Consider the following 23,260-nt stretch of genomic DNA (forward strand, 5'->3'; position numbering starts at 1 on the left):
GACTAGTTATGAGTGGATCCGCCCAGAGTAGGAGGCGTGCGACGGCCGGCGATGACCCTGTCAATCCGCGTCTGTTGCGCGCGGTGCCGAACGACAGTTATCACTCCTGGGAGGCGGTCTATCAGGACAACGTCACCTGGGTGTATCGGACGCTGTTCGCACGGGTCGGCAACCAGGCAGACGCCGAGGACCTCACCACCGAGGTTTTCCTCGCCGCGTTGCGGCCGCTGCGTTTGACCGCCAGCATCGGTGAGGTGCGCGCATACCTGCGAACGACCGCGCGGACCGTGCTGGCTGCGCACTGGCGCGAGACCTTGGGCCGGGAGATCACCTCGATCGACGACATCGAGCAGCCGCCCGAGAGCGAGGAGGCGATCAGCACCGCACCCCAGCGCGTCGCCAAGGTTTTGGACAAACTGCCGGAAAAATATCGTCGGATCCTCGAACTGAGGTTCCTGGGAGGTAACTCGATCAAAGAATCCGCTGCCGAACTCGGCGTCAGCGTTGCCAACGCCAAAGTGCTCCAACATCGCGCGCTGCGACTAGCGGCAGAGGCGAATGTGGGGAGCCAGTCATGAACGGGCGAGGGATGCGCAAATACCTCGACGATCTGGCACGTGGGCAGCGCCCCAAGCCCTTCCAGCCTGACGAGTCCGAGGCGGAGGAGATCCGAGCGGCCATCGAGCTGAGCGCGGCGCGTCCCGAAGGCGATGCGCCACGACCGGAGTTCCTCGCCGACCTGCATCGCCGTCTCGCCCAACAGCAGGCCGGCGCAACGCCGCCGGAGCGGCCGGTGGTGAATGCGACACGCAGGCAGGTTGTCGTCGGCACCTCGGCGGCCGCGGCCGCGGCAGTTGCCGCGGTTTCCGTCGACCGTCTGGTTGTCGGTGATCGCGACGCAGCGCCGCCTGCCGCTACCGAGGCGGGCGGTGCGGCCGATGAGCTCACACCCAACGACGGACGCTGGATGGCGGTCGGCGCCGGTTACGACGTGCCCGACGGTGCCGTGCGGCCATTCGACCTCGGCGTGATCAACGGATTCATCCGCCGGGTCAACGGCAAGGTCGAGGCGGTCTCCGGGGTCTGCACTCATCAAGGGTGCCGACTGTGGTTCGACGCCCCCGACGACCGGTTGCGCTGCCCGTGTCATTCGACGTCGTTCTCACCCGCCGGGCAGGTGCTCACCCATCAGCTGCCTATTGCCCCAAAGCCGTTGCCCAAGTTCATGGTTCGCGAGAACAACGGGATGATTGAGGTTTTCGCGCCGCCCGACCGACCGGTCTAGTCCATGATCAGGGGCACGTGGCGTCGACCTCGAAGGTCTTGCTGACCTGGTTCGCGCCCGAGTTATCGGTACCGGTTGCGGTACCGGTGATCTGGTAGGTGTTGCCGTTCTTGGTCGCCTTGGCGCTGTTGCCTGGCGCGCCGTCGGTGAAGCTGAGGACAATGCCGTCGACGGTGCCCAGTCCTGCGCTGCGGACAGCCGAGGCGTCCTGCTCCAAGCCCACGATCACCCCGGTAATGGGGTCGCCGATGGCGATGGAGAACTTGCCCTGATTCGTTTCGCAAACCACCGGCCCGCTGACCGGCTGCGGCGCGCCGCCGATGATGACCTTCGTCTCTCCGGCCGCGGCCGGGGTGCTGGACGCCGGTGGCGCGCTGGTGGCTGCGCTGGACGATGCCGGACTCGAGGCCGCGGAACTGGATGCGGGACTTGATGACGGACTGGCGGGCTTCTCGTCTTTGGAGCACCCGGCCAGGCCGGTTACCAGGGTTGCCGCACTGACGGCGATCAACAACTCACGCTTCACCAAGGTCTCCTTCAGTCGCTTGTGAAAGCAGTATGTACGTTGCTGAGCTTGTCGTACAGATGCCTAGTAGGCACCACTAATCGGCTTTGAAAGCGCCGCGCAAGTCCCCGATGAACTTCTGGGTTTCCGCCCAGGTGGGCAGGATCCCGGACTCGCGCACCTCGGCGAAGCTGGGGGCCGCGGCGTCGCGGTCGGACAAGCTGGGCGGCTTGCCGTCGACCAGTGGCCACTCGACCCCTAGCGTCGGATCGGTTGCGGCGATGGTGTGCTCGCGCTGCGGACTGTATTGCGCCGAACACAGGTACATGACCGTCGAATCATCTTGCAGCGCAAGGAAACCGTGCGCCAGGCCTTCGGAGACGTACATCGATCGACGGTCCTTATCGTCGAGTAGCACGCCGTCCCACTGGCCGAATGTCGGTGAGCCGAGCCGGATGTCGACCACTACATCGAAGATGGCTCCGCGCACGCAGGTCACATACTTGGCCTGACTCGGCGGCAGCTGGGCGAAGTGCAGACCACGCAGGACACCGGCCGATGAGGTCGAGCAGTTGGCCTGCCGAACGTCGAAGCTGTGGCCGGCGAACCCACTGAACCCGGTCTGGGTCAGCCATTCGAAGAAGATGCCGCGGGAATCGCCATGCAGGGTCGGGGTGATCTCCCAGGCGCCGGGGACCTTGAGTTCGCGTACCTTCATTTCACTGACCGCGCTTTTCGTAGCGTGCTTCGGCGGCTTCTTTGATTGGCAGCCACCAGGATTCGTTGTCTCGGTACCAGTCGATCGTGCTGCGCAGCCCATCCTCGAAGTCGGTGTGCTTCGGCGCCCAGTTCAATTCGTTGTAGAGCAGGGACGGGTCGATGGCGTACCGCAGGTCGTGGCCGACGCGGTCGGTCACTTGATCGAAGTCGTCGGGATCGCGATTCATCAACTGCAGAATCGTGCGCAGCACGGTCAAGTTGTCGCGCTCGCCTTCGGAACTGATCAGGTAGGTCTTGCCGATCTGTCCCTTGTCCAGGATGCGTCGGACCGCGCTGTTGTGGTCTTCGACGTGTATCCAGTCGCGGACGTTGGCGCCGGCGCCGTAGAGCTTGCACCGCCGGCCGGTCAACACGTTGGTGATCTGGCGCGGAATGAACTTCTCGATGTGCTGGAACGGTCCGTAATTGTTGGAGCAGTTCGACAAGGTTGCCTGCACACCGTAGGACCGCACCCAGGCACGCACCAGCATGTCGCTGCCGGCCTTGGTTGCTGAGTACGGACTCGACGGGTTGTAGGGCGTGGATTCGGTGAACCGCTGCGGGTCGCCGAGTTCCAGGTCGCCGTAGACCTCGTCGGTGGAGATGTGGTGCAGCCGGACCCCGTGCCGACGCACCGCCTCCAGGATGGTGAACGTTCCGACGACGTTGGTGTGCAGAAACGGCTCCGGGTTGTCCAGTGCGTTGTCGACGTGCGACTCGGCCGCGAAATGCACCACGGCATCGGACTCGGCTACCAGCTTCGACACCAGCTTGGCGTCACAGATATCGCCTTCGACCAGCCTGACAGCGTCCTCGACGTCGGCCAGCGACTCGCGCCGGCCGGCGTAGGTGAGTGCATCGATGACTGTTACCGAGTCCTCCGGATTTTCGCGCACAGTGCTGTGCACGAAATTGGCACCGATAAAACCCGCCCCCCCGGTGACTAGCAGCCGCATGGGGACACCCTAACGGTTTAGGCCCAGCGGTCCTGCCAATTCCTCGAGCACCGGTATGAGCTTCTCGGGACGCTGGACTCCCAGGACCTGGATCGCCACGTGGTCGGCACCGGCGTCGAGGTGCTCGTTGAGGCGTTGCGCGATCGCGTCGGGGGTGCCGTAGGCGACCAGGGCGTCGATCAGCCGGTCGCTGCCTGGTTTGCGCACGTCTTCCTCGGTGAAGCCGAGTCGCAGCCAGTTGTTCACGTAGTTGCTCAGGCCGAGGTAGAAGTCGGCGAACTTGCGTCCGACCGCGCGCGCTTCGGCAGCATCGGTGGTCAACACGACCTTGTGTTCCGGAGCCAGGAACACGCTGTTCCCAACCAGGTGGCGTGCTTTGCCGGTGTGCTCGGGCGTAGTCAGATAGGGGTGCGCGCCGGCGCTGCGTTCGGCTGCGAGTTGCAGCACCCGGGGCCCGAGGGCGGCAAGCACCCGGCGGCTGTTCGGCACCACCGCGTCGTCCAGCTCGTCCAGATAGGACACCAGGGCGTCGTAGGGCTTCTGATACTGCTGGGTGTGCTCGGGATGGCCCACTCCGACGCCGAGCAGAAATCTGCCCGGATACGCGGATTCGATGCGCTGGTACGACGCGGCGACTTGCGCGGCGGGTGCGGTCCAGACGTTCACGATCCCGGTGGCCAGCTGCAACCCGGTGGTCGCTTCCAGCGCAGGCTCTACCCAGGCCAACTCCGCGTCGGGAGAAGCGCCGATCCACACGGCGCCATAGCCGAGCGACTCGATGTTCGCGGCCAGATCGGGGGAGATGGAACGGCTACCCAGCCATACACCGAACCGGCCCAGGTCAGGTTTGAGAGAAACTGCGTCAGTCATGAGTTCCTGTTACCCGTTTGCAGCTCGAGTGCCTCGGCCAATTCGGCCAGAGCCGGGACCAGATTCTCGCCGCGGGTGAGTACCTGAACGGGAACGTGGTCGGCGCCGGCGTCGAGATGTTCGCGCAGCCGGGCGGCGATCGCGTCGATGGTTCCATAGGCGAGGACGGCGTCTACCAGGCGATCACTGCCCGGTTTGGCGACGTCCTCATCGCTGAAGCCGAGCCGCTTCCAGTTGTTCAGGTAGTTGGCGAGGTTGAGGTAGACGCCGAGAGATTTGCGCCCGGCGGCGCGGGCCTTATCGGCGTCTGTCGTCAGGATCACCTTGTGCTCGGGGGCCAGGAAAGCGTCCGGGCCGATCAGCTCGCGGGCGCGCGCGGTGTGTTCGGGAGTGGTCAGGTAGGGGTGTGCGCCCGCGCTTCGCTCGGCGGAAAGCTTGAGCACCCGGGGTCCGAGTGCGGCTACCACTCGACGGTTGGCGGGAACGCCGTACTCGTCGAGTTGGTCGAGATACTCGGTCAAGGCAGTCACCGGGCTGCGGTACTCCGCGTGCGCTTCGGGATGGCCGACGCCGATGCCCAGCAAAAATCGGCCCGGGTAGGCCTTGTCGATGCGGTGAAAAGATTCTGCGACGGGTTTGGCCTGCGCGGTCCAGATGTTGACGATGCCGGTGGCCACCTGCAACGTGGAGGTGGCTGCCAGGATCGGCTCTACCCAAGCCAGTTCCGCGGGCGGCGAGCCGCCCACCCAGACCGCCCCATAGCCAAGGGCTTCAATCTCCTTGGCCTGTTGGGGTGTAACGCCGGTCCCGAACGATCCGAACCTCCCAAGATCGGGCTTGCCAGCTGCTGAACTGGCCTGAGAATCCGTCATGGCTGGTCCAACCGCGGGGTCCGTTGCAGCATTCCGCGCAGAGCGAACTCCAGCGTTTTTGCGTCGACAGCCGCGGTGCGGGTATCGTGGACCAACGGTGCGGCGTCCGTGCCGACTCTTTGCGTGCCCTGTCTGAATTTCCCTCGGGAATTTCCATTCTCTGGCCCACGTTTTGCAGTCAGGACGAATGCTGCGCCAAACCAGCGCACGGACAATAAGTAGAGGATCGTCGAAAAGTAATGGCAAAGAAGGACGGTGCCATCGAGGTCGAGGGTCGCGTGGTGGAGCCCCTGCCCAATGCGATGTTTCGCATCGAGCTGGAGAACGGCCACAAGGTTCTCGCCCATATCAGCGGCAAGATGCGGCAGCACTACATCCGCATCCTGCCTGAGGACCGCGTGGTAGTGGAGTTGTCTCCCTACGACCTGTCCCGGGGCCGCATTGTGTACCGGTACAAGTAGCAGCGACGACACGCACACCCAGATAAGACCAGATATCAGAGAACAGGACCGAGACTGCCGTGAAGGTGAACCCGAGCGTCAAGCCGATCTGTGACAAGTGCAGGGTGATCCGTCGGCACGGACGGGTCATGGTGATCTGCTCCGACCCGCGTCACAAGCAGCGTCAAGGATAGTTCGGCGACGATTCGTTCTGCGTAAGCAGACCGAGGAGGAGTTGAACAAAATCGGGGTAGAGTTCCCCGGCGGCCGGCCCAGTGCCGGCCAGCGACAACTGAATGCAGACCTCCCAGCACCAATGAGCGGCTGGCATCTTTTAGAGATGGGCTAGCTCATCCACGCCCGGACGGAGGCCGGGCCCCGCTAGTAAACCCACATCGGGGGCGGGAACGGACTGGGAAAAGACCTCCGCCTAGAAAGAGGAAACGCCACCTATGGCTCGACTAGTAGGCGTCGATCTGCCGCGCGACAAGCGCATGGAGATCGCGCTGACGTACATTTTCGGCGTCGGTCGTACCCGCTCCAACGAGATCCTTGCTGCCACAGGCATCGACAAGAACCTGCGCACCAAAGACCTCACGGACGACCAGCTGACCCATCTGCGTGACTACATCGAAGCGAATCTGAAGGTCGAGGGTGACCTGCGCCGCGAGGTGCAGGCCGACATTCGCCGCAAGATCGAGATCGGCTGCTACCAGGGCCTGCGGCACCGCCGTGGCCTGCCGGTGCGTGGCCAGCGCACCAAGACCAACGCGCGGACCCGTAAAGGCCCCAAGCGCACCATCGCCGGCAAGAAGAAGGCCAGGTAGTCCAGATGCCACCAGTGAAAAAGGGGCAAGCAAGCTCCGCGAAGAAGGGCCAGAAGACTCGCCGTCGGGAAAAGAAGAACATCCCGCATGGTGCTGCCCACATCAAGAGCACGTTCAACAACACCATCGTGACCATCACCGACCCTCAGGGCAACGTCATCGCCTGGGCATCGTCGGGTCACGTGGGCTTCAAGGGATCTCGGAAGTCGACTCCCTTCGCTGCCCAGCTGGCCGCCGAGAACGCCGCCCGCAAGGCACAGGAGCACGGCGTCAAGAAGGTCGACGTGTTCGTGAAGGGCCCGGGCTCGGGCCGCGAGACCGCGATCCGGTCGCTGCAGGCCGCCGGCCTGGAGGTAGGCGCGATCTCCGATGTCACCCCCCAGCCGCACAACGGCTGCCGCCCGCCCAAGCGCAGAAGGGTCTAGGAAACCATGGCACGTTATACCGGACCCATGACGCGCAAGTCGCGTCGTTTGGGCACTGACCTCGTCGGTGGCGACCAGTCGTACGAGAAGCGTCCCTACCCGCCCGGCCAGCATGGCCGCGCTCGGGTCAAGGAGAGCGAATATCGTCAGCAGCTGCAGGAGAAGCAGAAAGCACGCTTCACCTACGGCGTGATGGAGAAGCAGTTCCGCCGCTACTACGAAGAAGCGACTCGCCACTCCGGCAAGACCGGCGAGGAGCTGCTGAAGATCCTCGAAAGCCGGCTCGACAACGTCGTTTACCGTGCCGGCCTGGCCCGGACCCGGCGGATGGCTCGCCAGCTGGTCACCCACGGTCACTTCACGGTCAACGGCGTGCGCGTCGATGTGCCCAGCTACCGGGTGTCGCAGTACGACATCATCGATGTGCGTGACCAGTCGCTGAACACCGTGCCGTTCCAGATCGCGCGGGAGACCCAGGGCGACCGCCCGACGCCGAGCTGGCTGCAGGTGGTGGGGGAGCGGCAGCGCATCCTGATCCACCAGCTGCCTGACCGCGCACAGATCGACGTCCCGCTCACCGAGCAGCTGATCGTCGAGTACTACTCGAAGTAACCCAGGTTGTCCTGCACCGCCCGGTGCAGGTACCTAAACGGCATCAAATAGCGGGTGCCGAGAAGGAGAAAAGAAAAACATGCTGATTTCTCAGCGGCCCACACTGTCCGAGGACATCCTCACTGACAGCCGGTCCCAGTTCGTCATCGAACCGCTGGAGCCGGGATTCGGTTACACCCTTGGCAATTCGCTGCGGCGCACGCTGCTGTCGTCGATTCCCGGCGCAGCCGTCACCAGCATCCGCATCGACGGTGTGCTGCACGAGTTCACCACCGTGCCCGGGGTCAAGGAAGACGTCACCGACATCATCCTGAACCTCAAGAGCCTGGTGGTGTCCTCCGAGGAGGACGAGCCCGTCACCATGTACCTGCGCAAGCAGGGTCCGGGCGAGGTCACCGCGGGTGACATCGTGCCGCCGGCCGGCGTCACCGTGCACAACCCGTCCATGCACATCGCGACCCTGAACGACAAGGGCAAGCTCGAGGTCGAGCTGGTCGTCGAGCGTGGCCGCGGTTACGTTCCGGCGGTGCAGAACCGGGCTTCGGGTGCCGAAATCGGCCGTATCCCAGTCGATTCCATCTACTCGCCGGTGCTCAAGGTCACTTACAAGGTGGACGCCACCCGTGTCGAGCAGCGCACCGACTTCGACAAGCTGATCCTCGACGTGGAGACCAAGAGCTCGATCACCCCGCGTGACGCGCTGGCATCCGCCGGTAAGACGCTGGTCGAATTGTTCGGTCTGGCACGGGAACTCAACGTCGAGGCCGAGGGCATCGAGATCGGGCCTTCGCCGGCCGAGGCCGACCACATCGCCTCGTTCGCACTGCCCATTGATGATCTCGACCTGACGGTTCGCTCGTACAACTGCCTCAAGCGCGAGGGTGTGCACACCGTCGGCGAGTTGGTCTCGCGTACCGAGTCCGACCTGCTCGACATCCGCAACTTCGGGCAGAAGTCGATCGACGAGGTGAAGGTCAAGCTGCACCAGCTGGGCCTGTCGCTCAAGGACAGCCCGCCGAGCTTCGACCCGTCCGAGGTCGCCGGCTACGACGTCGCCACGGGCACCTGGTCCACCGAGGGTGCCTACGACGACCAGGACTACGCCGAAACCGAACAGCTTTAAAACCGTCCGGCGACGATGCGGCCGTGCAGCGGCCGCTGAGGAACCGGACACATGCAGCAACGTTCGTCCCGGTCCTACCTGATACGGGGACCGGCCCCACTTAGGAGACAGTCGCAATGCCCAAGCCCACCAAGGGACCTCGCCTCGGCGGATCGTCCTCGCACCAGAAGGCGATCCTGGCCAACCTGGCTACGTCGTTGTTCGAGCACGGACGGATCAAGACCACTGAGCCCAAGGCGCGGGCATTGCGGCCGTACGCGGAGAAGCTGATCACCCACGCCAAGAAGGGCTCGCTGCACAACCGGCGTGAGGTCATGAAGAAGATCCGCGACAAGGATGTAGTGCACACCTTGTTCGCCGAGATCGGACCGTTCTTCTCCGACCGCGAGGGTGGCTACACCCGCATCATCAAGGTCGAGCCGCGTAAGGGCGACAACGCTCCGATGGCCGTGATCGAGCTGGTGCGGGAGAAGACCGCGACTGCGGAGGCCGACCGGGCTCGTCGGGTGGCTGCCCAGCAGACGAAGACCAAGAAGGCCGAGGAGGCTGAGGTCAAGCCGGCTGAGGAAGTTGCCGAGCCGGTCGCGGAGACCGCCGAAGTGGCGGCCACCGAGGAGACCACGCAAGAGGCCACCGAAGAGGCCACCGAGAATTAATGCGGTAGTCCGTCTACGGCTCGATATCGCCTACGACGGAACTGATTTCGCGGGCTGGGCGGCGCAAGCCGAGCAGCGCACGGTCGCCGGTGTGCTCGATGAGGCACTGACGACCGTGTTTCGCACTCCGGTGCGGCTGCGGGCTGCCGGACGCACCGACGCCGGAGTGCACGCCACGGGGCAAGTGGCCCATGTGGATGTGCCGGCGGATGCGGTGTCGAAGGCCTATTCTCGGTCGCCCCGGCCCGACGACCCGGAGTTTCTGTCGTTGGTGCGACGGCTGGCCAAGTACGTGCCCGGCGATGTGCGGGTCGTCGGAATCGTCCGTGCGCCAGCGGGTTTCGACGCCCGCTTCTCGGCGCTGCGGCGTCACTACACCTACCGCTTGTCGACGGCACCCTATGGTGTCAGGCCGCACCAGGCGCGCTTCGTCACCGCCTGGCCGCGCGATCTGGACGTGAATGCGATGGCTGCCGCGTCACGGGATCTGTTGGGCCTGCATGACTTCGCTGCGTTCTGCCGGCATCGCGAAGGTGCCACCACCATTCGTGAACTGCAACGGCTGGACTGGTCGCATGACGGCGACATGATCACCGCGCAAGTCACTGCCGACGCGTTCTGTTGGTCGATGGTGCGATCGCTGGTGGGTGCCCTGCTGGCGGTGGGAGAGCACCGGCGCACTCCCGATTGGTGCCGCGAAATGCTCAACGCCACAGCCAGATCCAGCGATTTCACGGCGGCCCCGGCGCAGGGTTTGACGCTGGTTCAGGTGGACTATCCGCCGGACGACCAGCTCGAGTCGAGAACCCTCATCACCCGGGATATTCGGACTCGCTAACCCGCCGAGGGCGGCCGACCCATGACGGTGAGACGCGCTCCGTACCGCGGACCGGCACCCGCGGCGTTGCGGCCGGAGTTGCCCGTCGGCACGCCACCCAGCACATTGCCGGACGGCGCGAACTCCGCCGGCTCCACCACTTCGCTGACCCATTCGGAGGCGGGCAAGGCCTGTGCGGCCGGACTCGACCCAGCCCAGGTCGCGGGGACCGACAACTTACCGACCAAATTCGCGCTACCGGATGCGGCAGTGATGGGGGCGCGGCTGACGACTTGTGCCGCACCGAGGGCAGCCGCGGCGGCCTCGGGTGCGGCGACTGCCGGCAGGGCAGCGGCAGTATGGGCGCTTGTGACGGCGAAGAAGCTGGCGATGCCGGCCCCGAAGAACGGCAATCCGAGCGTGTCGTAGAAGAAGTTCGCAAACGGGGCATACCAATTCAGGAACTGCTCGATCGGTCCGAATGCGGCGGTCAGTGGCGCCGCCATGGCCTGCAACGCGCCCGGCACCCCGGAGATCAGCTCCGCCAGCGTGGACTCCGCCGCGCCCGCCGTGCCCGCGGCGGTGGTCTGCGGTGGTGCAGCGTAGGGAGTCACCGTGGCGGCGGATGCCGACGCGGCGGCATAGCCGTACATGGCCGCGGCGTCCTGGGTCCACATTTGTCCGTACTGGGCCTCGGTGGCGGCGATCGCAGCGGTGTTGACCCCCAACAGATTGCTGTTGACCAGCGCGGTCAGCTGGACGCGGTTGGCCGCGATCTGCGGCGGCGGGACGGAGGCTGCGAGCGCGGACTCATAGGCGGCCGCGGCCTGGCGCGCATTGGCGGCCGACTGCTCGGCTTGGCTGGCGGTGGTACGCAGCCAGTCGACGTAAGGCGCTGCCGAGTCGGCCATCGCCGCCGAGGACGGTCCCACCCACTCTTCGGAGCGCAGCGTTTCGATCACACTCTCGTATTCGTTTGCGGTCGAGTGCAATTCGGCTGCCAGCGCACTCCAGGATGAAGCGGCGGCCAACAGCGGAGTCGACCCCGGTCCGGAGTAGATACGTGCCGAGTTGACCTCCGGCGGCAGCGCCCCAAAATCCATCTTTCCTCCTCTTTCAGCCCGCAGCCGGCGGGCGCGAAATCACTTTGAAGCGTCGCCCGTACCGGCGTCGGCCGAATGCCTTGCGGCGCTCCCCATTCGGCTGTGGTGCCGGAACCAGCGAACCCGGCGCCTGGGCCGCGGCGGTGGTGGTCGTTGTGGCCGAAACCCCTTGCGGGCCAGCGGTTAACGCCGACGGCGAGGAAAACCAGCTCGATGGCACGGACATCAGGCCGATCTTTCCCGCCTGGGCCAAGCCTGCCGAGACCGGTGCGGTAGCGACGCGCACCAAGCCCGCTGCCGAGGTGGCGGCGCCGCCGGCTGACGCACCGACGGTGTCGGGCAGGAATTGCTGGGCGAACAGGGTGCCCAACTGGATGATGCCCATGCCGAAATAGGCCAATCCCCAGGTGTTCACCAGCACGTTCCAGTCGTTGGTCGGCAGTATCGGAAACTCGCGGGATGCTGACGCGGCGGCTTGGCCCACCGCGGTGGACTGCTGGATGAGTCCGTCGGGGCTGGTGGTGTTCGGCGGCGGTCCGAACCGGGGGAAGGTCGAGGCTGCCGTCGAGGAATCTGCGTAGTCGCACATGGCCGCGGCGTCTTGCGCCCAGAATTCGGCGTATTCGGCTTCGGTGGCGGCGATCGCGGCACTGTTCTGGCCGAGGAGGTTCGTGGCGATCAGACCCATCAGCAGGCTGCGGTTCGCCGCAATGACCGGTGGTGGCACCGTCATCGCGAAAGCCGCCTCGTAAGCCGCGGCGGCGGCCCTGGCTTGCATACCGGCCTGTTCGGCCTGGGTTGCCGTCGTCTGCAGCCAGGCGACAAACGGGGTGACCGCGCCGATCATCGCGGCCGACGTGGGCCCTACCCAGGTGAGGCTGGTCAACTCCACGAGCACGGAGTCGTAACCGCTGGCCGCCGAGCCTAGTTCGGCCGCCAGCCCATCCCACTCGGCCGCCGCCGCCAGCAGCGGACCCGAGCCCACCCCGGCGTACATGCGGCCGGAGTTGACCTCGGGTGGCAGCGCCCCGTAGGCGTTGGGATTGAACGACACGGCAGCCCCCTGCTGCGACTTCACCGGGTCAGCATAAGGGGAACTCGTGACCCATGATGTGTTGAGAAATTAGTTGCTGCAGGGGATATTTCGGTTGACGGCTAGGCGTTCGCCTCGGCCGGGAGTTGGCCCGGCTAAAGCTTGCCCGCGGCGAAGTTCGCTGCGTCGTTGGTCAGGCCGGGCACGTAACCCATGTGTGCTTTCCACACGTTGCCGTCCGAGCAGATCGGGTCGCCGTCGTTGCACAGATTGAGGATCTTGCCGCCGAACCGAGGGCTCAGCGCTGTCAGCAGGCCACCGGCCCGGCCCGAGGGGTTGCCGAAGAGGGTTACCGCCGCCACGTGGTCGGCGGCGTCGGCCGGCAACGGCGCACTGAAACCGAGACCGGGCAACGGGGCGGCGGTGACGATGTCCATCACCGCGGCGCCCTGCGAGTACCCGCCCAGGACCAACTTCGTGTCGGGGCAGTTGTTCGCCATCTGCTGCACATGGTCGCTGGCGTCGTTCGCGCCGTCGGTCGCGGCGAGGAAGTCGTTGCTGGCCGGATAGTTCACGCCGTAGGCGCCGACGTTCTGGTGTGTCTGTTGGCGAAGTGAGCTGACTAGGGCATTGCCCACCCGACCGAGGCCTGCGGGCTCGCCGGTGCCACGAGCGAAAATCACTTCAGCGTCCGGGCAAGACGCCTTGGCGGGCGGTGCCAGTGGAGGCGCCAGCAACAACACGGCCGCCGCGATCGCGGCGGCCGTCAGTCCGGCAACGCATCGGCGACGTCGTTTTCGGCCTAGCGTGTTTTGAGCCATGAATCAATCTTGATGTTCCAGATAGTGCGAAACCGCGTCAGATTGATCGCGATTGCGCAACGACCGGCTCACCTGACCGGCAAGCCGCACCCGCGTCAGTGCACCTGCACCACAGGTTGCTGGACGGCGGTAGCGGGCGCGCCGGGTACCGGCGAGGCCGAAATGGGTGCCGGGGTGGCCGCGCCGGGAACCTGCGGAACCGCGCCAGGCACCTGCGGCTGCGAGCCGGGTACCTGCGGAATTGGCAGCTGTCCGGGCATGTGGGGAACGCCGGACATCAACTTCGGCGCAGCGAAGGCCGCTCCCTGGGTCGTGTACACGGGAACGTAGCCCTCGGTGTGGCCGCTCCATTCGTTGCCGGCGCCCGCGTGACAGATCGGATCGACGGGATTGCAGAAATCAATGGCCTTGGAACCGAGCAGGGCACTCTTGGTCGGCAGCGATCCGCCGGCGCGGTCGGCGACATCGCCGAACGTGACCACCGCAGCGATGTTCTCGACGTACTCCGGCGGCAGCGAGCTACCCCAGTTGATGCCGCCGATCGGAACGCCGGCCACGATGTCCATGACCGAGGCGCCCTGCGAGTAGCCACCCAGCACGATCTTGGTGTTAGGGCATGCCGACACCGTCGACTTGACGTGGTTGATCACATCGTTGGCACCGTCGCCACCGTGCAGCTGCAGCTTGCTGGCGGCGTAGTTCACCCCGTAGTCCCGGATGTTCATGCCGCCGGTCTGCTGGCGCAATGAGTCTGCGAAAGCGTCGCCCACCCGTCCCATGCCTGGTGGCTCGTTTGTTCCCCGCGCGAAAATGACTTCGGCGTCGGGGCAGTCGTCAGCCCGTGCGGACGGAATATCGCTGATGGGATTGGCGAGCATCACGGCGGTGGCCGACAACGCGAGAGCGCCCGCGCCGGCCAGGCCGGCAAGGCGGCTGAAGAAGTACTGATACACGCCGAAATTTTACCCGTCGGGGCTGTGGATGAAGGGCGAAATGGAGCGACCCGACGGCTTTACCGTTGACTTTGATTCGCGGAAGTCGAGGTCGGGAGGGGCGCCAATGCCGGTGCAGGCGACTGATTGGCTGCACATCAGCGGCCACAGATTTCTGCTGCGCCGGATGGAGGATGCGTTGCTGCGCCGGGACGGTCCGGCGGTCGGGCGCGCTAGCCGTGGCGCGCCGGCGGTGGGGTTTGTCCTGGCGTTTGTCGTCCTGGCGGGATGTGCACTCCTGGGTTTGGTCCGGCCCCAGCCGGACCTCGGGAACAGCCAGATCGTGATGGAGAAGGCGTCCGGTGCGCTGTACGTGCGGGTCGGCGATACCTGGCATCCGGTGCTCAACCTGGCATCGGCGCGGTTGATCGCGGCGTCCGCCGCCGACCCACGGCCGGTGCGGGCGTCCGAACTCGCGCGCGTCAAACGTGGCCCGTTGCTGGGTATCCCGGGCGCCCCACAGACGGTCGGAGAGCGGCTGCCGACCACGGAAGCGGTCTGGACGATCTGCGACAGCACGAATGGCGCGCAGACAACGGTGCTCGTCGGTCCCGCTGTGGGATCGCCCATCCAGCGACTTGCCGCCGACCAGGCCATCATGGTGGCGTCGGGGCCCGGTTCGCCGGCGTATCTGCTCTACCGCGGCCATCGGGCGGTGGTGGACCTGGCTGATCTCTCGGTTCGGCACGCTCTGCGGCTGGGCAACCGGGCCCCGCAGATTGTCTCGCGGTCTTTGCTGAGCGCGGTGCCCGAGACGGCGCCGATCGCGGCGCCCCGGATCGACGGGAAGGGCGACCCCGCAGGATCCTGGCTGCCTGGATTCACTGTCGGCAGTGTGTTGCGGATCACCCGGGCGACTGGCGACGAGTACTACCTTGTGCTCAGCACCGGCGTCCAGCGAATCGGCCAGGTTGCTGCGGATCTATTGCGGTTCCGCGACTCGCAGGGCGCCAAGGGGGTTGTCGCTATAGCGCCCGATGCGTTGCGCGAAGCCCCGATGGTCAGCCCGTTGCCGGTGTCCGGGTTTCCCGAGCAGGCTCCTATGCAGTCGGAGGCGTCGCCGGAGTCGACGGTGTGTGTGGCGTGGACCCCTGCGCAATCAGGCCCGGCCGAGATCGCGTTCCTGGCCGGCCCGTCGTTGCCCGGCGGGCAGCGGGCGGTGACGCTTGCGCAGGCGGATGGCCGTGGCCCTGCGGTGGATGCCGTTTACCTGCCGCCGGGCCGCAGCGCCTATGTGGAGTCGCGCAGTCTGTCCGCAGGACATTCGCGGAGCGACGTCCGGCGGGGAACGCGCTATCTGGTGACCGACACCGGGGTGCGATTCGCGATCGGCGACGACGAATCGGCACACGACTTGGGATTGCCGCCGGCCGCGGTGCCGGCGCCGTGGCCGGTGCTGGCGGCGTTGCCGTGCGGCCCCGAACTCAGTCGGGCGAATGCGTCCGTCGCACGTGACACGGTCGTGGCGGCGCCCTAACCGGGCCGCCATCGAATACCCGCTGCCAGCAGCACAACCGCGCAGAACGTCGCGCCGCCGAGCGCAATCTCGCGGGAGCGACGGTCCGAAGGGGCAGGCGCGATCGCCGTTGGTGCATCTAGTGGCTTGGGGCGCGAGGCGATGATCTCGGAGGCGGCATCGGTACTGACCGCGGCCAGGACGTCTACGGTTCCGTTGCCCACGAGGGGATTCCATCCACCGGGTGGATGGTGCGCGGTCGATTCGATGCGCTGCATGACCTGGCGCGCCGTCAGGGTCGGGAACCGCGCCCGGATCAGGGCTGCCACCGCGCTGATGACCGGTGCCGCATAGCTGGTGCCGGACAGGGCCTGCGGACCATTCCCTGCGTTGACGCTGTTCGCGACCCCGTCACCGAGCGGGCTCAGTGAGGTCACGCCCTCGCCGGTGGCGGCGACGTCCACCCAGGGCCCGGCCAGCGTGAACGCCGACGGCGCACCCTGGGCGTTCACCGAACCGACGGTGAGCACGTAGTCGTCGTACCAGGCCGGACTGACCACAACCGCGGCGGTTTCGCGGGTGGCGCCCGGCGGTTGCGCCGGACACTGCATCGCCCGGCCGGTATTTCCGGCCGCGGCAACCACGACGGCATTCCTGACGTCGACGGCATAGGCCAGCGCGGCGCCCAGCGCTCGGTCGTCGATCGCCTCCGTGGCGGGGACGCACGCCACCGACGAGATGTTGATGACCGAAGCGCCGAGATCGGCGGCAGTCCGGACGGCTTTCGCCATGGTTTGGACGTCTCCCACGCCCGAGCCCGCGCCGGACCGGTTGCCGGCCGGGCCGAACCGGGAGCTTGATTGACGAATGCTGATCAGCGTCACATCGGGGGCGATGCCACTGAATCCGCCCGGCTCCGAATCCTGGGTGGCAGCGATGATTCCGGCGACCAAGGTGCCGTGCGCGTCGCAATCCTGGGTGCCGTCGCCGGAAGACACATAGTCGCCGCCGGCCACCAGGTCCTTGAGTCGCGAGTGCCGATGAACGCCGGTGTCGATGACTGCGACGCGTTGCCCGGCCCCTCGGGTTAGCTGCCAAATCTGGGGCAAATCGAGGTCTGCCAGTTGAGCGGACGGCGCGACGTTGCCGACGGTTGTCACCGCACACACCTCACGTTGTGCCGTGGGACCCGATGGTGATGGCAAAGCCGCCGCGGGCAGCCACTTTTCGTCGACAGGAGGCGGCGACACCGCATGCGCCGCAGGCGTCCCGCACTGGCACGCCCACGCCGCGGCCAGCAGCAGTCGCGTGAGGCGAACCGCCCTCACAGCAGCACCGTCCCCCGAACAGCGGCGAAAGCGCCGCATGTCCAGCAACCCAGCGGCACCACCGCGATCATCGCGAGGCACCCCAGCACCTCGATACCCCGACGCGCGAGCGGCGAGAACGCTATCGCGGGTGCGACAAAACCCAGGCACGCAGCCACGGCGGCCAGTACCGCCGTCGTCGTGGCGATCCACGCCGCGTGCTTCGGCGCACTGGTGGCGGCGATCGCGAATGTTGCTGCTGTAACGGTCATCCCACTGATGGAAAGGATCAGCGCTCGGAGTGGGTCCACTCGGGCACGCAGCAGCAGTAGCCCCGCAGTGACGGCGGCGAACGCGATGGCGCGATGTGCGGTGAACGCGGCCAGTGTGGCGCCGAGTCCTGCTCCCACCGCGAGAACGGCGCTCAGAATGGTCAGCAGATTGTCGGCGCGAAAGGCTCTGGCGGCCACTTCGCCTTCGGCCGGAGTCGCATCGATGTGGTCCATTTCCAGTGCGACGGGCAGTGTTGGCGACAACCCCGCTAACCGAATCGAAACGCGCGGCGCCATCTCGAGCAGGCCAAGGCACGCCAGCGCGGTGACCGTTCCGATGACCTGCGGTGGCGCCTCGGCGACCACGCCGGCCAGCGCCATTGCTGCGATGAGTACGGCGCTACCCGCAATTGGGATCAATATGACTGCACTGCAATGGATTATGCGCAGCCCTACCACGGCGGCGACTGCGGTAGCCATCGCGGCGAGCAGCACATTGGGGGCGCCTTCCGTGCCGGGGACGATGAGCAGACCGGCGAGCGCGGCGAAGATCGTGGCGACGATTACGAGCGCCGGCCCGGCGATCGTCGCGCGAAAGCGGCGGTCTGCGAAGGCCGCAGAAGTCAGCGCGGCGACCGCGGCTGCGGCTGAAACGGCGGCGGCCGCCTGATTGCCGCCGGTTGTGGTGCGCGCCAGCAGCAGCGCGCCCAGTGCGGTGAGACCGATGGCCGCGCCCGCGCCGGTGAGGTGCATCGCGCGGCGGGATGTGTGTTCGGCCGCGGGGCCGAGCGCCGCTGTTACCGCCACGGCATCCTCGTCGCAGCGCCGCGAGGGGGGCTGCGGCGTCTCCTGGCTCAGGACGAGGACGCTGCCATCGTGAATGTCGTTTTGCGCCAACGTCGTCGAATCCGGTAGTGGAGATGCGCCCAGGCGGGACAGCCCATAGCGCCCGGCGGCGTGTCTGGTGTTGCCGAGGATGTCGACGATCGACGGGATCAGAGCGGCTACCGGGACGGTGGCGGGTAGCGCGAGGTCGACGGTGGTGCCGTCGGCGTGGACGGCTACGCGGCGCAAGAAGGGATCAGGCAATGCGGGCCCCCAAAGAGTCGGATCAACGGCACGCTAGTCGGTGCTGCCGCGAAGCGCTTTCGTTGATCCACAGCTGACTTGCGGTGAATTCCGCTGCTGCATAACGTCGTCGAACCATGACCACGGTCATCGAGATCACCGCGCCACCCGAGGTGCCGCGACCGACGGCGTCCAGCCTGCTGGTCGTGCTGGCGCCGCTGGTGATGTCTTTCGTGACGCTGGGAGTCACGGGCGCGGCGTTCGTGGCGGGGTCACCGGTGACGCGCAGTCCCACCTTCCTCGTCTTCCCGACGATGATGGTGGGATCTGTGGTGGCGGCAGCGCTGACTGGGCGAGGTCGCCGCCGGAGCGCTGCGATCGCGGCTGACCGCGAGGACTACCTGGAGTATCTGGCCGGCGTGCGCGGTCAGGTCACTGAAATTGCTCTAGCGCAACATCTTTCGTTGAGTAGAGCCAATCCGGACCCGGCCGCGTTGTGGGCGATCGTCGGCGGCCCGGACATGTGGGCGCGAAAGCCGGCCGATTCCGATTTCTGCCACGCCCGCGTCGGCGTCGGAACCCAACCGCTGGCCGCCCGCCTGGTGAGCGCGCCGATCCCGGCGCCGCAGCGCTGCGATCCGGTCACCGTCGCCGCCCTTCGTCGTTTCCTGCGTGCCCAATCGACGATCTTCGAAGCCCCGATCGTGATTCGGCTGCGGGAACGGACGGTGATCGACGGTGAGCCGACCCGGGTGCGCAGTCTGATCCGCGCGGTGATCTGCCAGTTGGCGGTATCGCACCCGCCCGATCTCTTGCTGATCGCCTGCATCGCCGGCCCGGGCGATCGAGCGGACTGGGATTGGCTGAAATGGTTGCCACACAACCAACATCGCAGTGCCGCCGACAACGCGGGCTCGGCGCGGATGGTGTACTGCACCCTGGCGTCGGCCCAAGCCGCACTAGCCGCGATCGCCCCGGCTCAGCTGGTGGTGGTCGCCGATTCGCCTGAAGATGTTGGCAGCGTGATCCCCGGCGCGACCGTCCTGGTGGTCGGGCGCGAGGAAGCTTCGGTTGTGGTCCGACATGCTGGCGGGCGCGAGGAGCTGGTGTCGCCGGACTGGCTGGGGCTCGACGAGGCGGCAGTGTGCGCACGACGACTGGCCCCCTACGCCGGCGATTCCGCTCCCCGGGTCGATGCCGGCTGGCTCACCTTGCTCGGTATCGGTGAGATCAGCGACTTCGACCCGGTTCCTCGGTGGCGTAGCCAGGATCGTCGGGACCGCCTCTGTGTCCCGATCGGCGCCACCCTCGATGGCCGAGCCGTGAGCCTGGATATCAAAGAAGCCGCGGAGCGCGGCATCGGGCCGCACGGTCTGTGCATCGGTGCCACGGGATCGGGAAAATCGGAGCTGCTGCGTACGGTTGCCCTGGGCATGATGGTCCGCAACTCTCCCGAAGTGCTCAACCTGCTGCTGATTGACTTCAAAGGTGGCGCAACATTTCTCGACCTGGCCACGGCGCCCCACGTCGCGGCGGTCATCACCAATCTCGCTGAGGAAGCGCCGCTGGTGGCGCGCATGCAGGACGCATTGGCGGGCGAGATGAACCGTCGCCAACAGCTGCTCCGCACCGCGGGCAATTTCGTCAGCGCCGCAGCATACGAGAACGCCCGTGACGCCGAATCACCTGCCCTGCCGACGTTGTTCATCATCGTCGACGAATTCTCCGAATTGCTGAGCCGGCATCCTGACTTCGCCGAGACATTCGTCGCGATCGCACGCCTGGGCCGGTCGTTGGGGATGCACCTGCTGCTGGCCAGTCAGCGAATCGACGAGGGGCGGCTGCGCGGACTGGAGGCTCACCTGTCCTATCGCATCTGTCTGAAAACGTTGTCCGCCAACGAGTCGCGCACTGTGCTGGGCACGCTCGACGGCTACGAGTTGCCGGGCACACCGGGGGCCGGTGTGCTGCGTGCCGGGAACGGAGAGCTGGTCCGGTTCCAGGTGTCCTATGTTTCGGGGTCGCTTACCGCCAAGGCCGACATCAGCTCAGGTTCGCAACTGGCACGGCGGTTCACCGCCGAAGCCGTTGGTCCAGTGCGAGATAACGGCTCGGTGGTGCAGAATCCGGGGTCGTCGGTCATGCGCGCGATCTTGGATCGGCTGGCAGGTCAAGGGCCGCCCGCCCACCGGGTTTGGTTGCCGCCACTAGACACCGCACCGACGTTGAGCGCCCTGTTGCAAGCTGAGGCACCGGCCGAATTGGCTGTCCCGATCGGTGTCGTCGACCGACCTTACGATCAGGCCCGAACTGCGCTGACTGTCGATTTATCCGGCGCTGCAGGCAATGTCGCGATCGTAGGCGCACCGCAGTCGGGCAAGTCGACCGCGTTGTGCACGCTGCTCACCGCGTTGGCGGCAACACACGATTCAGCCCGGGTGCAGTTCTACTGCCTGGACTTCGGCGGCGGCGCGCTGTCGTCGTTACGTGGATTGCCACACGTGGGCGACGTAGCCGACCGCACCCAGCCCGAACTGGTGCGGCGGATGGTCGCCGAACTGGAGTCGACGGTCCGCACCCGGGAGGTCCTCTTCCGCGACGGCGGGATCGGCACGATCAGGCAATTTCGGCAGCGTTGCGCCGCCTCTGCCGACGAGTGCTGCGCGGACGTATTCCTGGTCGTCGACGGCTGGACGGTGCTGCGCCATGAGTTCGACGGGATCGAGGAGAGCATCACAGCGCTGGCAGCCGAGGGGCTTTCGTACGGCCTGCATGTGGTGTTGTCAGCGACCCGCTGGGCCGAGATTCGGCCGGCGCTGAAGGACCAGATCGGCACCCGGATCGAGTTGCGACTCGGCGATCCCGCGGATTCCGAACTCGATCGAAAGATGGCTCGCCAGGTACCCGGCGACCGACCCGGCCGCGGGGTTTCCCCCGACGGTCTGCACATGATGGTCGCGCTGCCGCTGCTGGACGCTGCCGAGGTGCGGTGCGGCGCGTCGGTGGCACCGCCGATCCCGCTGTTGCCCGTCGAAGTTGCCTATGACGCGGTCGTTCCCGGCGCTGGGACCCAATTGCTGCTCGGGGTCGGGGAACACGGACCGGTTGCCGTCGATCTGGAGAATCATCGTCACCTGTTGGTGCTCGGCGACAACGGCTGCGGGAAGACGGCCGCATTGCGCACCTTGTGCCGAGAGGTCATCCGAAGCGGGACCGCGGCGAAGGCCCAGCTGTTCGTCGTCGACTTCCGCCGCACCCTGCTGGGCACGCTGGCGCCCGAATATCTCGGCGGTTATGCCTTCTCGCTCCCGGCCCTGCGGGCGCTGCTGCCAGGGCTGACTGAAATGTTGCGGCGCCGGATGCCCGCTGCCGATGTCAGCGAGATAGAGCTGCGCGCCCGGTCGTGGTGGGAAGGGCCGGAACTCTATCTTGTCGTTGACGACTATGACCTGGTCGCCACCTCGGCCGGAAATCCGCTGCTGGCACTGCTCGAATACCTGCCTTACTCAGCGGATCTCGGGCTGCATGTCATTGTGGCGCGACGCAGCGGCGGGGCGGCGCGTGCCTTGTTCGAGCCGATGCTGGCCAGCCTGCGTGACCTCGGCTGCCTGGGGCTGATGATGAGTGGGCGGCCGGACGAAGGCCCGCTGCTCGGTTCGATCATTTCGGCACCGCTGCCGCCGGGCCGTGGCGTCCTGGTCGGTAATGGCATTGGCGAACAGCCAATTCAGGTTGCCTGGAGTTCGCCCGCATGACCGACCATGTCGCGGTCATTGCGGCGGGTCCGGGCTCTGTTCATCGATTATGTTGTGGCACAGATGATTTCGGCGAGATCGTGACGGTCGCGCTGGAGGCGATAGACGATGCAGTGGCGCTGGTTGACGAAGTCCCTGTCGCTGTCGAGTCGTTGTGGGCCGCCGTTTTTCCGGAGTTGGCCGACGGGCACAGAGATGGATCGTCGGCTGGTGCCGTCGTCGTGCATCCGTCGTGGTGGTCGGCGTCGCGGGTCGCAGTAGTCAGCGCGGCCGCGAAGTCGTTAGGACAGACCGTCTCGATCCGGCCCCGGTCTTGGGTATTGGCGCGGGCCGGGTCGGACCGGTCTGTGGTGCTGGTGGAAATCGCCGACCGGTTGGTAGCGGTAACCGGAGCCAGCCCGGAGTCCGACGTCGTCGCTTTGCCGCGCCGAGTGGACCTGTGTGACGTGGCGCAGGAAGTTACGCGAGTCATCTCGACGATGGCGGGGACCGTCGTGGTGATCGACGCGCCGGACGCGGTCGCAGGGGCGACGTCGCTGTCCACACTGATTGCCGACGCGGTCGGATCCAGCGGGCGTCTCGTCAAGGTCATCGACGACGCCGGGCTCAAGCGACTGGCCCGGGCCGCGACCGCAGCGCAGCGGGTCGCCGCAATCAGGCCGCGGCGATCGCCAGCGCGGCGAAGCCGGGCGCAGCGGGTCGCCGCAATCAGGCCGCGGCGAACTCGATCTCGAGCCGGTGTCTGGACCGCAGCCGCGGGTGTAGTGCTGACGGTGCTGGCCGCGACAAGTACTGGAGTGGAGCCTCGCCGCTCGCCGACCGCGCAGCCGATACCTCCGACTGTTCTGGTTGAGGGTCGGGTGGCGCTGACGGTCCCCGCAGGTTGGCGCACCCAACGGATCCTCGTTGGACCGGGCTCGGCGCGGGTCCAGGTCACATCCCCGGCTGACCCGGAGGTCGCGTTGCACCTCACCCAATCGCCGACGCCCGGCGAGACGCTGCCAGGCGCCGCCGATCTGTTGAAACGCGCCATCGATGAGGCACCCGCCGGGGTATTCGTCGACTTCAATCCGTCCGGGGTGAGCGCTGGAAGGCCCGCAGTGACCTACCGCGAAGTGCGCCCAGCTCACGATGTGCGGTGGACGGTGTTGCTGGACGGGTCGGTCCGAATCAGCGTCGGATGCCAGAGCAGGCCGGGAGCCCAGGAAGCCGTGAGCGCCGCGTGCACGGAAGCGGTGAGCTCCGCGCACGTCCTGGGCTGAGGTGCGGCCTGGAAATTGGTTGGAACCAAAACGGGCCGGCGGCG

At 66.5% G+C, this 23,260-nt stretch carries 24 protein-coding genes; 13 read left to right on the forward strand and 11 right to left on the reverse strand.

All coding sequences use genetic code 11. The features are described 5' to 3' along the window. Positions 1-8: 8 nt before the first annotated feature. Both ACZY1I_RS01935 and ACZY1I_RS01940 read left to right on the forward strand, forming a co-directional pair. Complete coding sequence (locus ACZY1I_RS01935; RefSeq protein ID WP_463752591.1) at positions 9-578, forward strand: RNA polymerase sigma factor; 570 nt, start codon at positions 9-11, stop codon at positions 576-578. Next, positions 575-1,285 (forward strand): Rieske (2Fe-2S) protein, encoded by a 711-nt coding sequence (locus ACZY1I_RS01940; protein ID WP_463752592.1) that lies wholly within the window; start codon positions 575-577, stop codon positions 1,283-1,285. The genes ACZY1I_RS01935 and ACZY1I_RS01940 overlap by 4 nt, the downstream gene beginning before the upstream one ends. Positions 1,286-1,292: 7 nt before the next feature. Here ACZY1I_RS01940 and ACZY1I_RS01945 read toward each other — a convergent pair whose 3' ends face one another. The 5 genes from ACZY1I_RS01945 to ACZY1I_RS01965 all read right to left on the reverse strand — a co-directional run bounded on the left by ACZY1I_RS01945 (position 1,293) and on the right by ACZY1I_RS01965 (position 5,247). Next, positions 1,293-1,811 carry a lipoprotein LpqH gene (locus ACZY1I_RS01945; RefSeq protein ID WP_463752593.1) on the reverse strand — a complete coding sequence of 173 codons (519 nt, stop codon included), beginning with the start codon at positions 1,809-1,811 and terminating at the stop codon, positions 1,293-1,295. A gap of 76 nt (positions 1,812-1,887) precedes the next feature. Continuing rightward, positions 1,888-2,508, reverse strand: a complete 621-nt coding sequence (gene rfbC, locus ACZY1I_RS01950) for a dTDP-4-dehydrorhamnose 3,5-epimerase (protein ID WP_463752594.1) — start codon at positions 2,506-2,508, stop codon at positions 1,888-1,890. A gap of 1 nt (position 2,509) precedes the next feature. Beyond that, positions 2,510-3,505 carry a dTDP-glucose 4,6-dehydratase gene (gene rfbB / locus ACZY1I_RS01955; protein ID WP_463752595.1) on the reverse strand — a complete coding sequence of 332 codons (996 nt, stop codon included), beginning with the start codon at positions 3,503-3,505 and terminating at the stop codon, positions 2,510-2,512. A gap of 9 nt (positions 3,506-3,514) precedes the next feature. Beyond that, positions 3,515-4,375 carry an LLM class F420-dependent oxidoreductase gene (locus ACZY1I_RS01960; protein ID WP_463752596.1) on the reverse strand — a complete coding sequence of 287 codons (861 nt, stop codon included), beginning with the start codon at positions 4,373-4,375 and terminating at the stop codon, positions 3,515-3,517. Further along, on the reverse strand, positions 4,372-5,247 hold the full coding sequence (locus ACZY1I_RS01965; RefSeq protein WP_463752597.1) for an LLM class F420-dependent oxidoreductase: 876 nt from the start codon (positions 5,245-5,247) through the stop codon (positions 4,372-4,374). Before ACZY1I_RS01965 ends, ACZY1I_RS01960 begins: the two co-directional genes overlap by 4 nt. Positions 5,248-5,486: 239 nt before the next feature. On the opposite strand from ACZY1I_RS01965, the gene infA reads away from it, so the two are divergent. The 8 genes from infA to truA all read left to right on the forward strand — a co-directional run bounded on the left by infA (position 5,487) and on the right by truA (position 10,168). Next, positions 5,487-5,708, forward strand: coding sequence for a translation initiation factor IF-1 (gene infA, locus ACZY1I_RS01970; RefSeq protein WP_003418601.1), 222 nt, complete (start codon positions 5,487-5,489; stop codon positions 5,706-5,708). Positions 5,709-5,767: 59 nt separating this feature from the next. Next, positions 5,768-5,881 carry a 50S ribosomal protein L36 gene (rpmJ, locus tag ACZY1I_RS01975; RefSeq protein ID WP_003879483.1) on the forward strand — a complete coding sequence of 38 codons (114 nt, stop codon included), beginning with the start codon at positions 5,768-5,770 and terminating at the stop codon, positions 5,879-5,881. Between the two features lie 258 nt (positions 5,882-6,139). Continuing rightward, on the forward strand, positions 6,140-6,514 hold the full coding sequence (gene rpsM / locus ACZY1I_RS01980) for a 30S ribosomal protein S13 (protein ID WP_463752598.1): 375 nt from the start codon (positions 6,140-6,142) through the stop codon (positions 6,512-6,514). Positions 6,515-6,519: 5 nt separating this feature from the next. Further along, positions 6,520-6,939 carry a 30S ribosomal protein S11 gene (gene rpsK / locus ACZY1I_RS01985; RefSeq protein ID WP_463752599.1) on the forward strand — a complete coding sequence of 140 codons (420 nt, stop codon included), beginning with the start codon at positions 6,520-6,522 and terminating at the stop codon, positions 6,937-6,939. 6 nt (positions 6,940-6,945) lie between these two features. After that, entirely contained in the window at positions 6,946-7,551 is a 606-nt protein-coding gene (gene rpsD / locus ACZY1I_RS01990) for a 30S ribosomal protein S4 (protein ID WP_463752600.1), read from the forward strand. 79 nt (positions 7,552-7,630) lie between these two features. Further along, positions 7,631-8,674 carry a DNA-directed RNA polymerase subunit alpha gene (locus ACZY1I_RS01995; protein ID WP_055579866.1) on the forward strand — a complete coding sequence of 348 codons (1,044 nt, stop codon included), beginning with the start codon at positions 7,631-7,633 and terminating at the stop codon, positions 8,672-8,674. A gap of 116 nt (positions 8,675-8,790) precedes the next feature. Next, on the forward strand, positions 8,791-9,330 hold the full coding sequence (gene rplQ / locus ACZY1I_RS02000; RefSeq protein ID WP_463752601.1) for a 50S ribosomal protein L17: 540 nt from the start codon (positions 8,791-8,793) through the stop codon (positions 9,328-9,330). Beyond that, entirely contained in the window at positions 9,326-10,168 is an 843-nt protein-coding gene (truA, locus tag ACZY1I_RS02005; RefSeq protein ID WP_463753463.1) for a tRNA pseudouridine(38-40) synthase TruA, read from the forward strand. The genes rplQ and truA overlap by 5 nt, the downstream gene beginning before the upstream one ends. Here truA and ACZY1I_RS02010 read toward each other — a convergent pair. The 4 genes from ACZY1I_RS02010 to ACZY1I_RS02025 all read right to left on the reverse strand — a co-directional run bounded on the left by ACZY1I_RS02010 (position 10,165) and on the right by ACZY1I_RS02025 (position 13,982). Then, entirely contained in the window at positions 10,165-11,250 is a 1,086-nt protein-coding gene (locus ACZY1I_RS02010; protein WP_463752602.1) for a PPE family protein, read from the reverse strand. The genes truA and ACZY1I_RS02010 overlap by 4 nt on opposite strands. 13 nt (positions 11,251-11,263) lie before the next feature. Continuing rightward, complete coding sequence (locus ACZY1I_RS02015) at positions 11,264-12,328, reverse strand: PPE family protein (RefSeq protein WP_463752603.1); 1,065 nt, start codon at positions 12,326-12,328, stop codon at positions 11,264-11,266. Between the two features lie 110 nt (positions 12,329-12,438). Then, positions 12,439-13,104 (reverse strand): cutinase family protein, encoded by a 666-nt coding sequence (locus ACZY1I_RS02020; RefSeq protein ID WP_463752604.1) that lies wholly within the window; start codon positions 13,102-13,104, stop codon positions 12,439-12,441. Positions 13,105-13,199: 95 nt separating this feature from the next. Then, positions 13,200-13,982, reverse strand: coding sequence for a cutinase family protein (locus tag ACZY1I_RS02025; RefSeq protein ID WP_463753464.1), 783 nt, complete (start codon positions 13,980-13,982; stop codon positions 13,200-13,202). A 181-nt stretch (positions 13,983-14,163) separates the two neighbouring features. Here ACZY1I_RS02025 and eccB point away from each other — a divergent pair, with 181 nt between their 5' ends. After that, on the forward strand, positions 14,164-15,573 hold the full coding sequence (eccB, locus tag ACZY1I_RS02030) for a type VII secretion protein EccB (RefSeq protein WP_463752605.1): 1,410 nt from the start codon (positions 14,164-14,166) through the stop codon (positions 15,571-15,573). On the opposite strand, the gene mycP is transcribed toward eccB, so the two are convergent. Continuing rightward, positions 15,570-16,880 (reverse strand): type VII secretion-associated serine protease mycosin, encoded by a 1,311-nt coding sequence (mycP, locus tag ACZY1I_RS02035; RefSeq protein ID WP_463752606.1) that lies wholly within the window; start codon positions 16,878-16,880, stop codon positions 15,570-15,572. The genes eccB and mycP overlap by 4 nt on opposite strands. Continuing rightward, positions 16,877-18,220 (reverse strand): type VII secretion integral membrane protein EccD, encoded by a 1,344-nt coding sequence (gene eccD / locus ACZY1I_RS02040; protein WP_463752607.1) that lies wholly within the window; start codon positions 18,218-18,220, stop codon positions 16,877-16,879. The genes mycP and eccD overlap by 4 nt, the downstream gene beginning before the upstream one ends. Before the next feature lie 116 nt (positions 18,221-18,336). On the opposite strand from eccD, the gene eccCa reads away from it, so the two are divergent. After that, a complete protein-coding gene (eccCa, locus tag ACZY1I_RS02045) occupies positions 18,337-21,954 on the forward strand; it encodes a type VII secretion protein EccCa (RefSeq protein ID WP_463752608.1) in 3,618 nt (1,205 codons plus the stop codon). Then, a complete protein-coding gene (locus ACZY1I_RS02050; RefSeq protein WP_463752609.1) occupies positions 21,951-23,216 on the forward strand; it encodes a type VII secretion-associated protein in 1,266 nt (421 codons plus the stop codon). The genes eccCa and ACZY1I_RS02050 overlap by 4 nt, the downstream gene beginning before the upstream one ends. Positions 23,217-23,260 lie beyond the last annotated feature (44 nt).

This window comes from Mycobacterium sp. IDUB_37, from assembly GCF_055419245.1.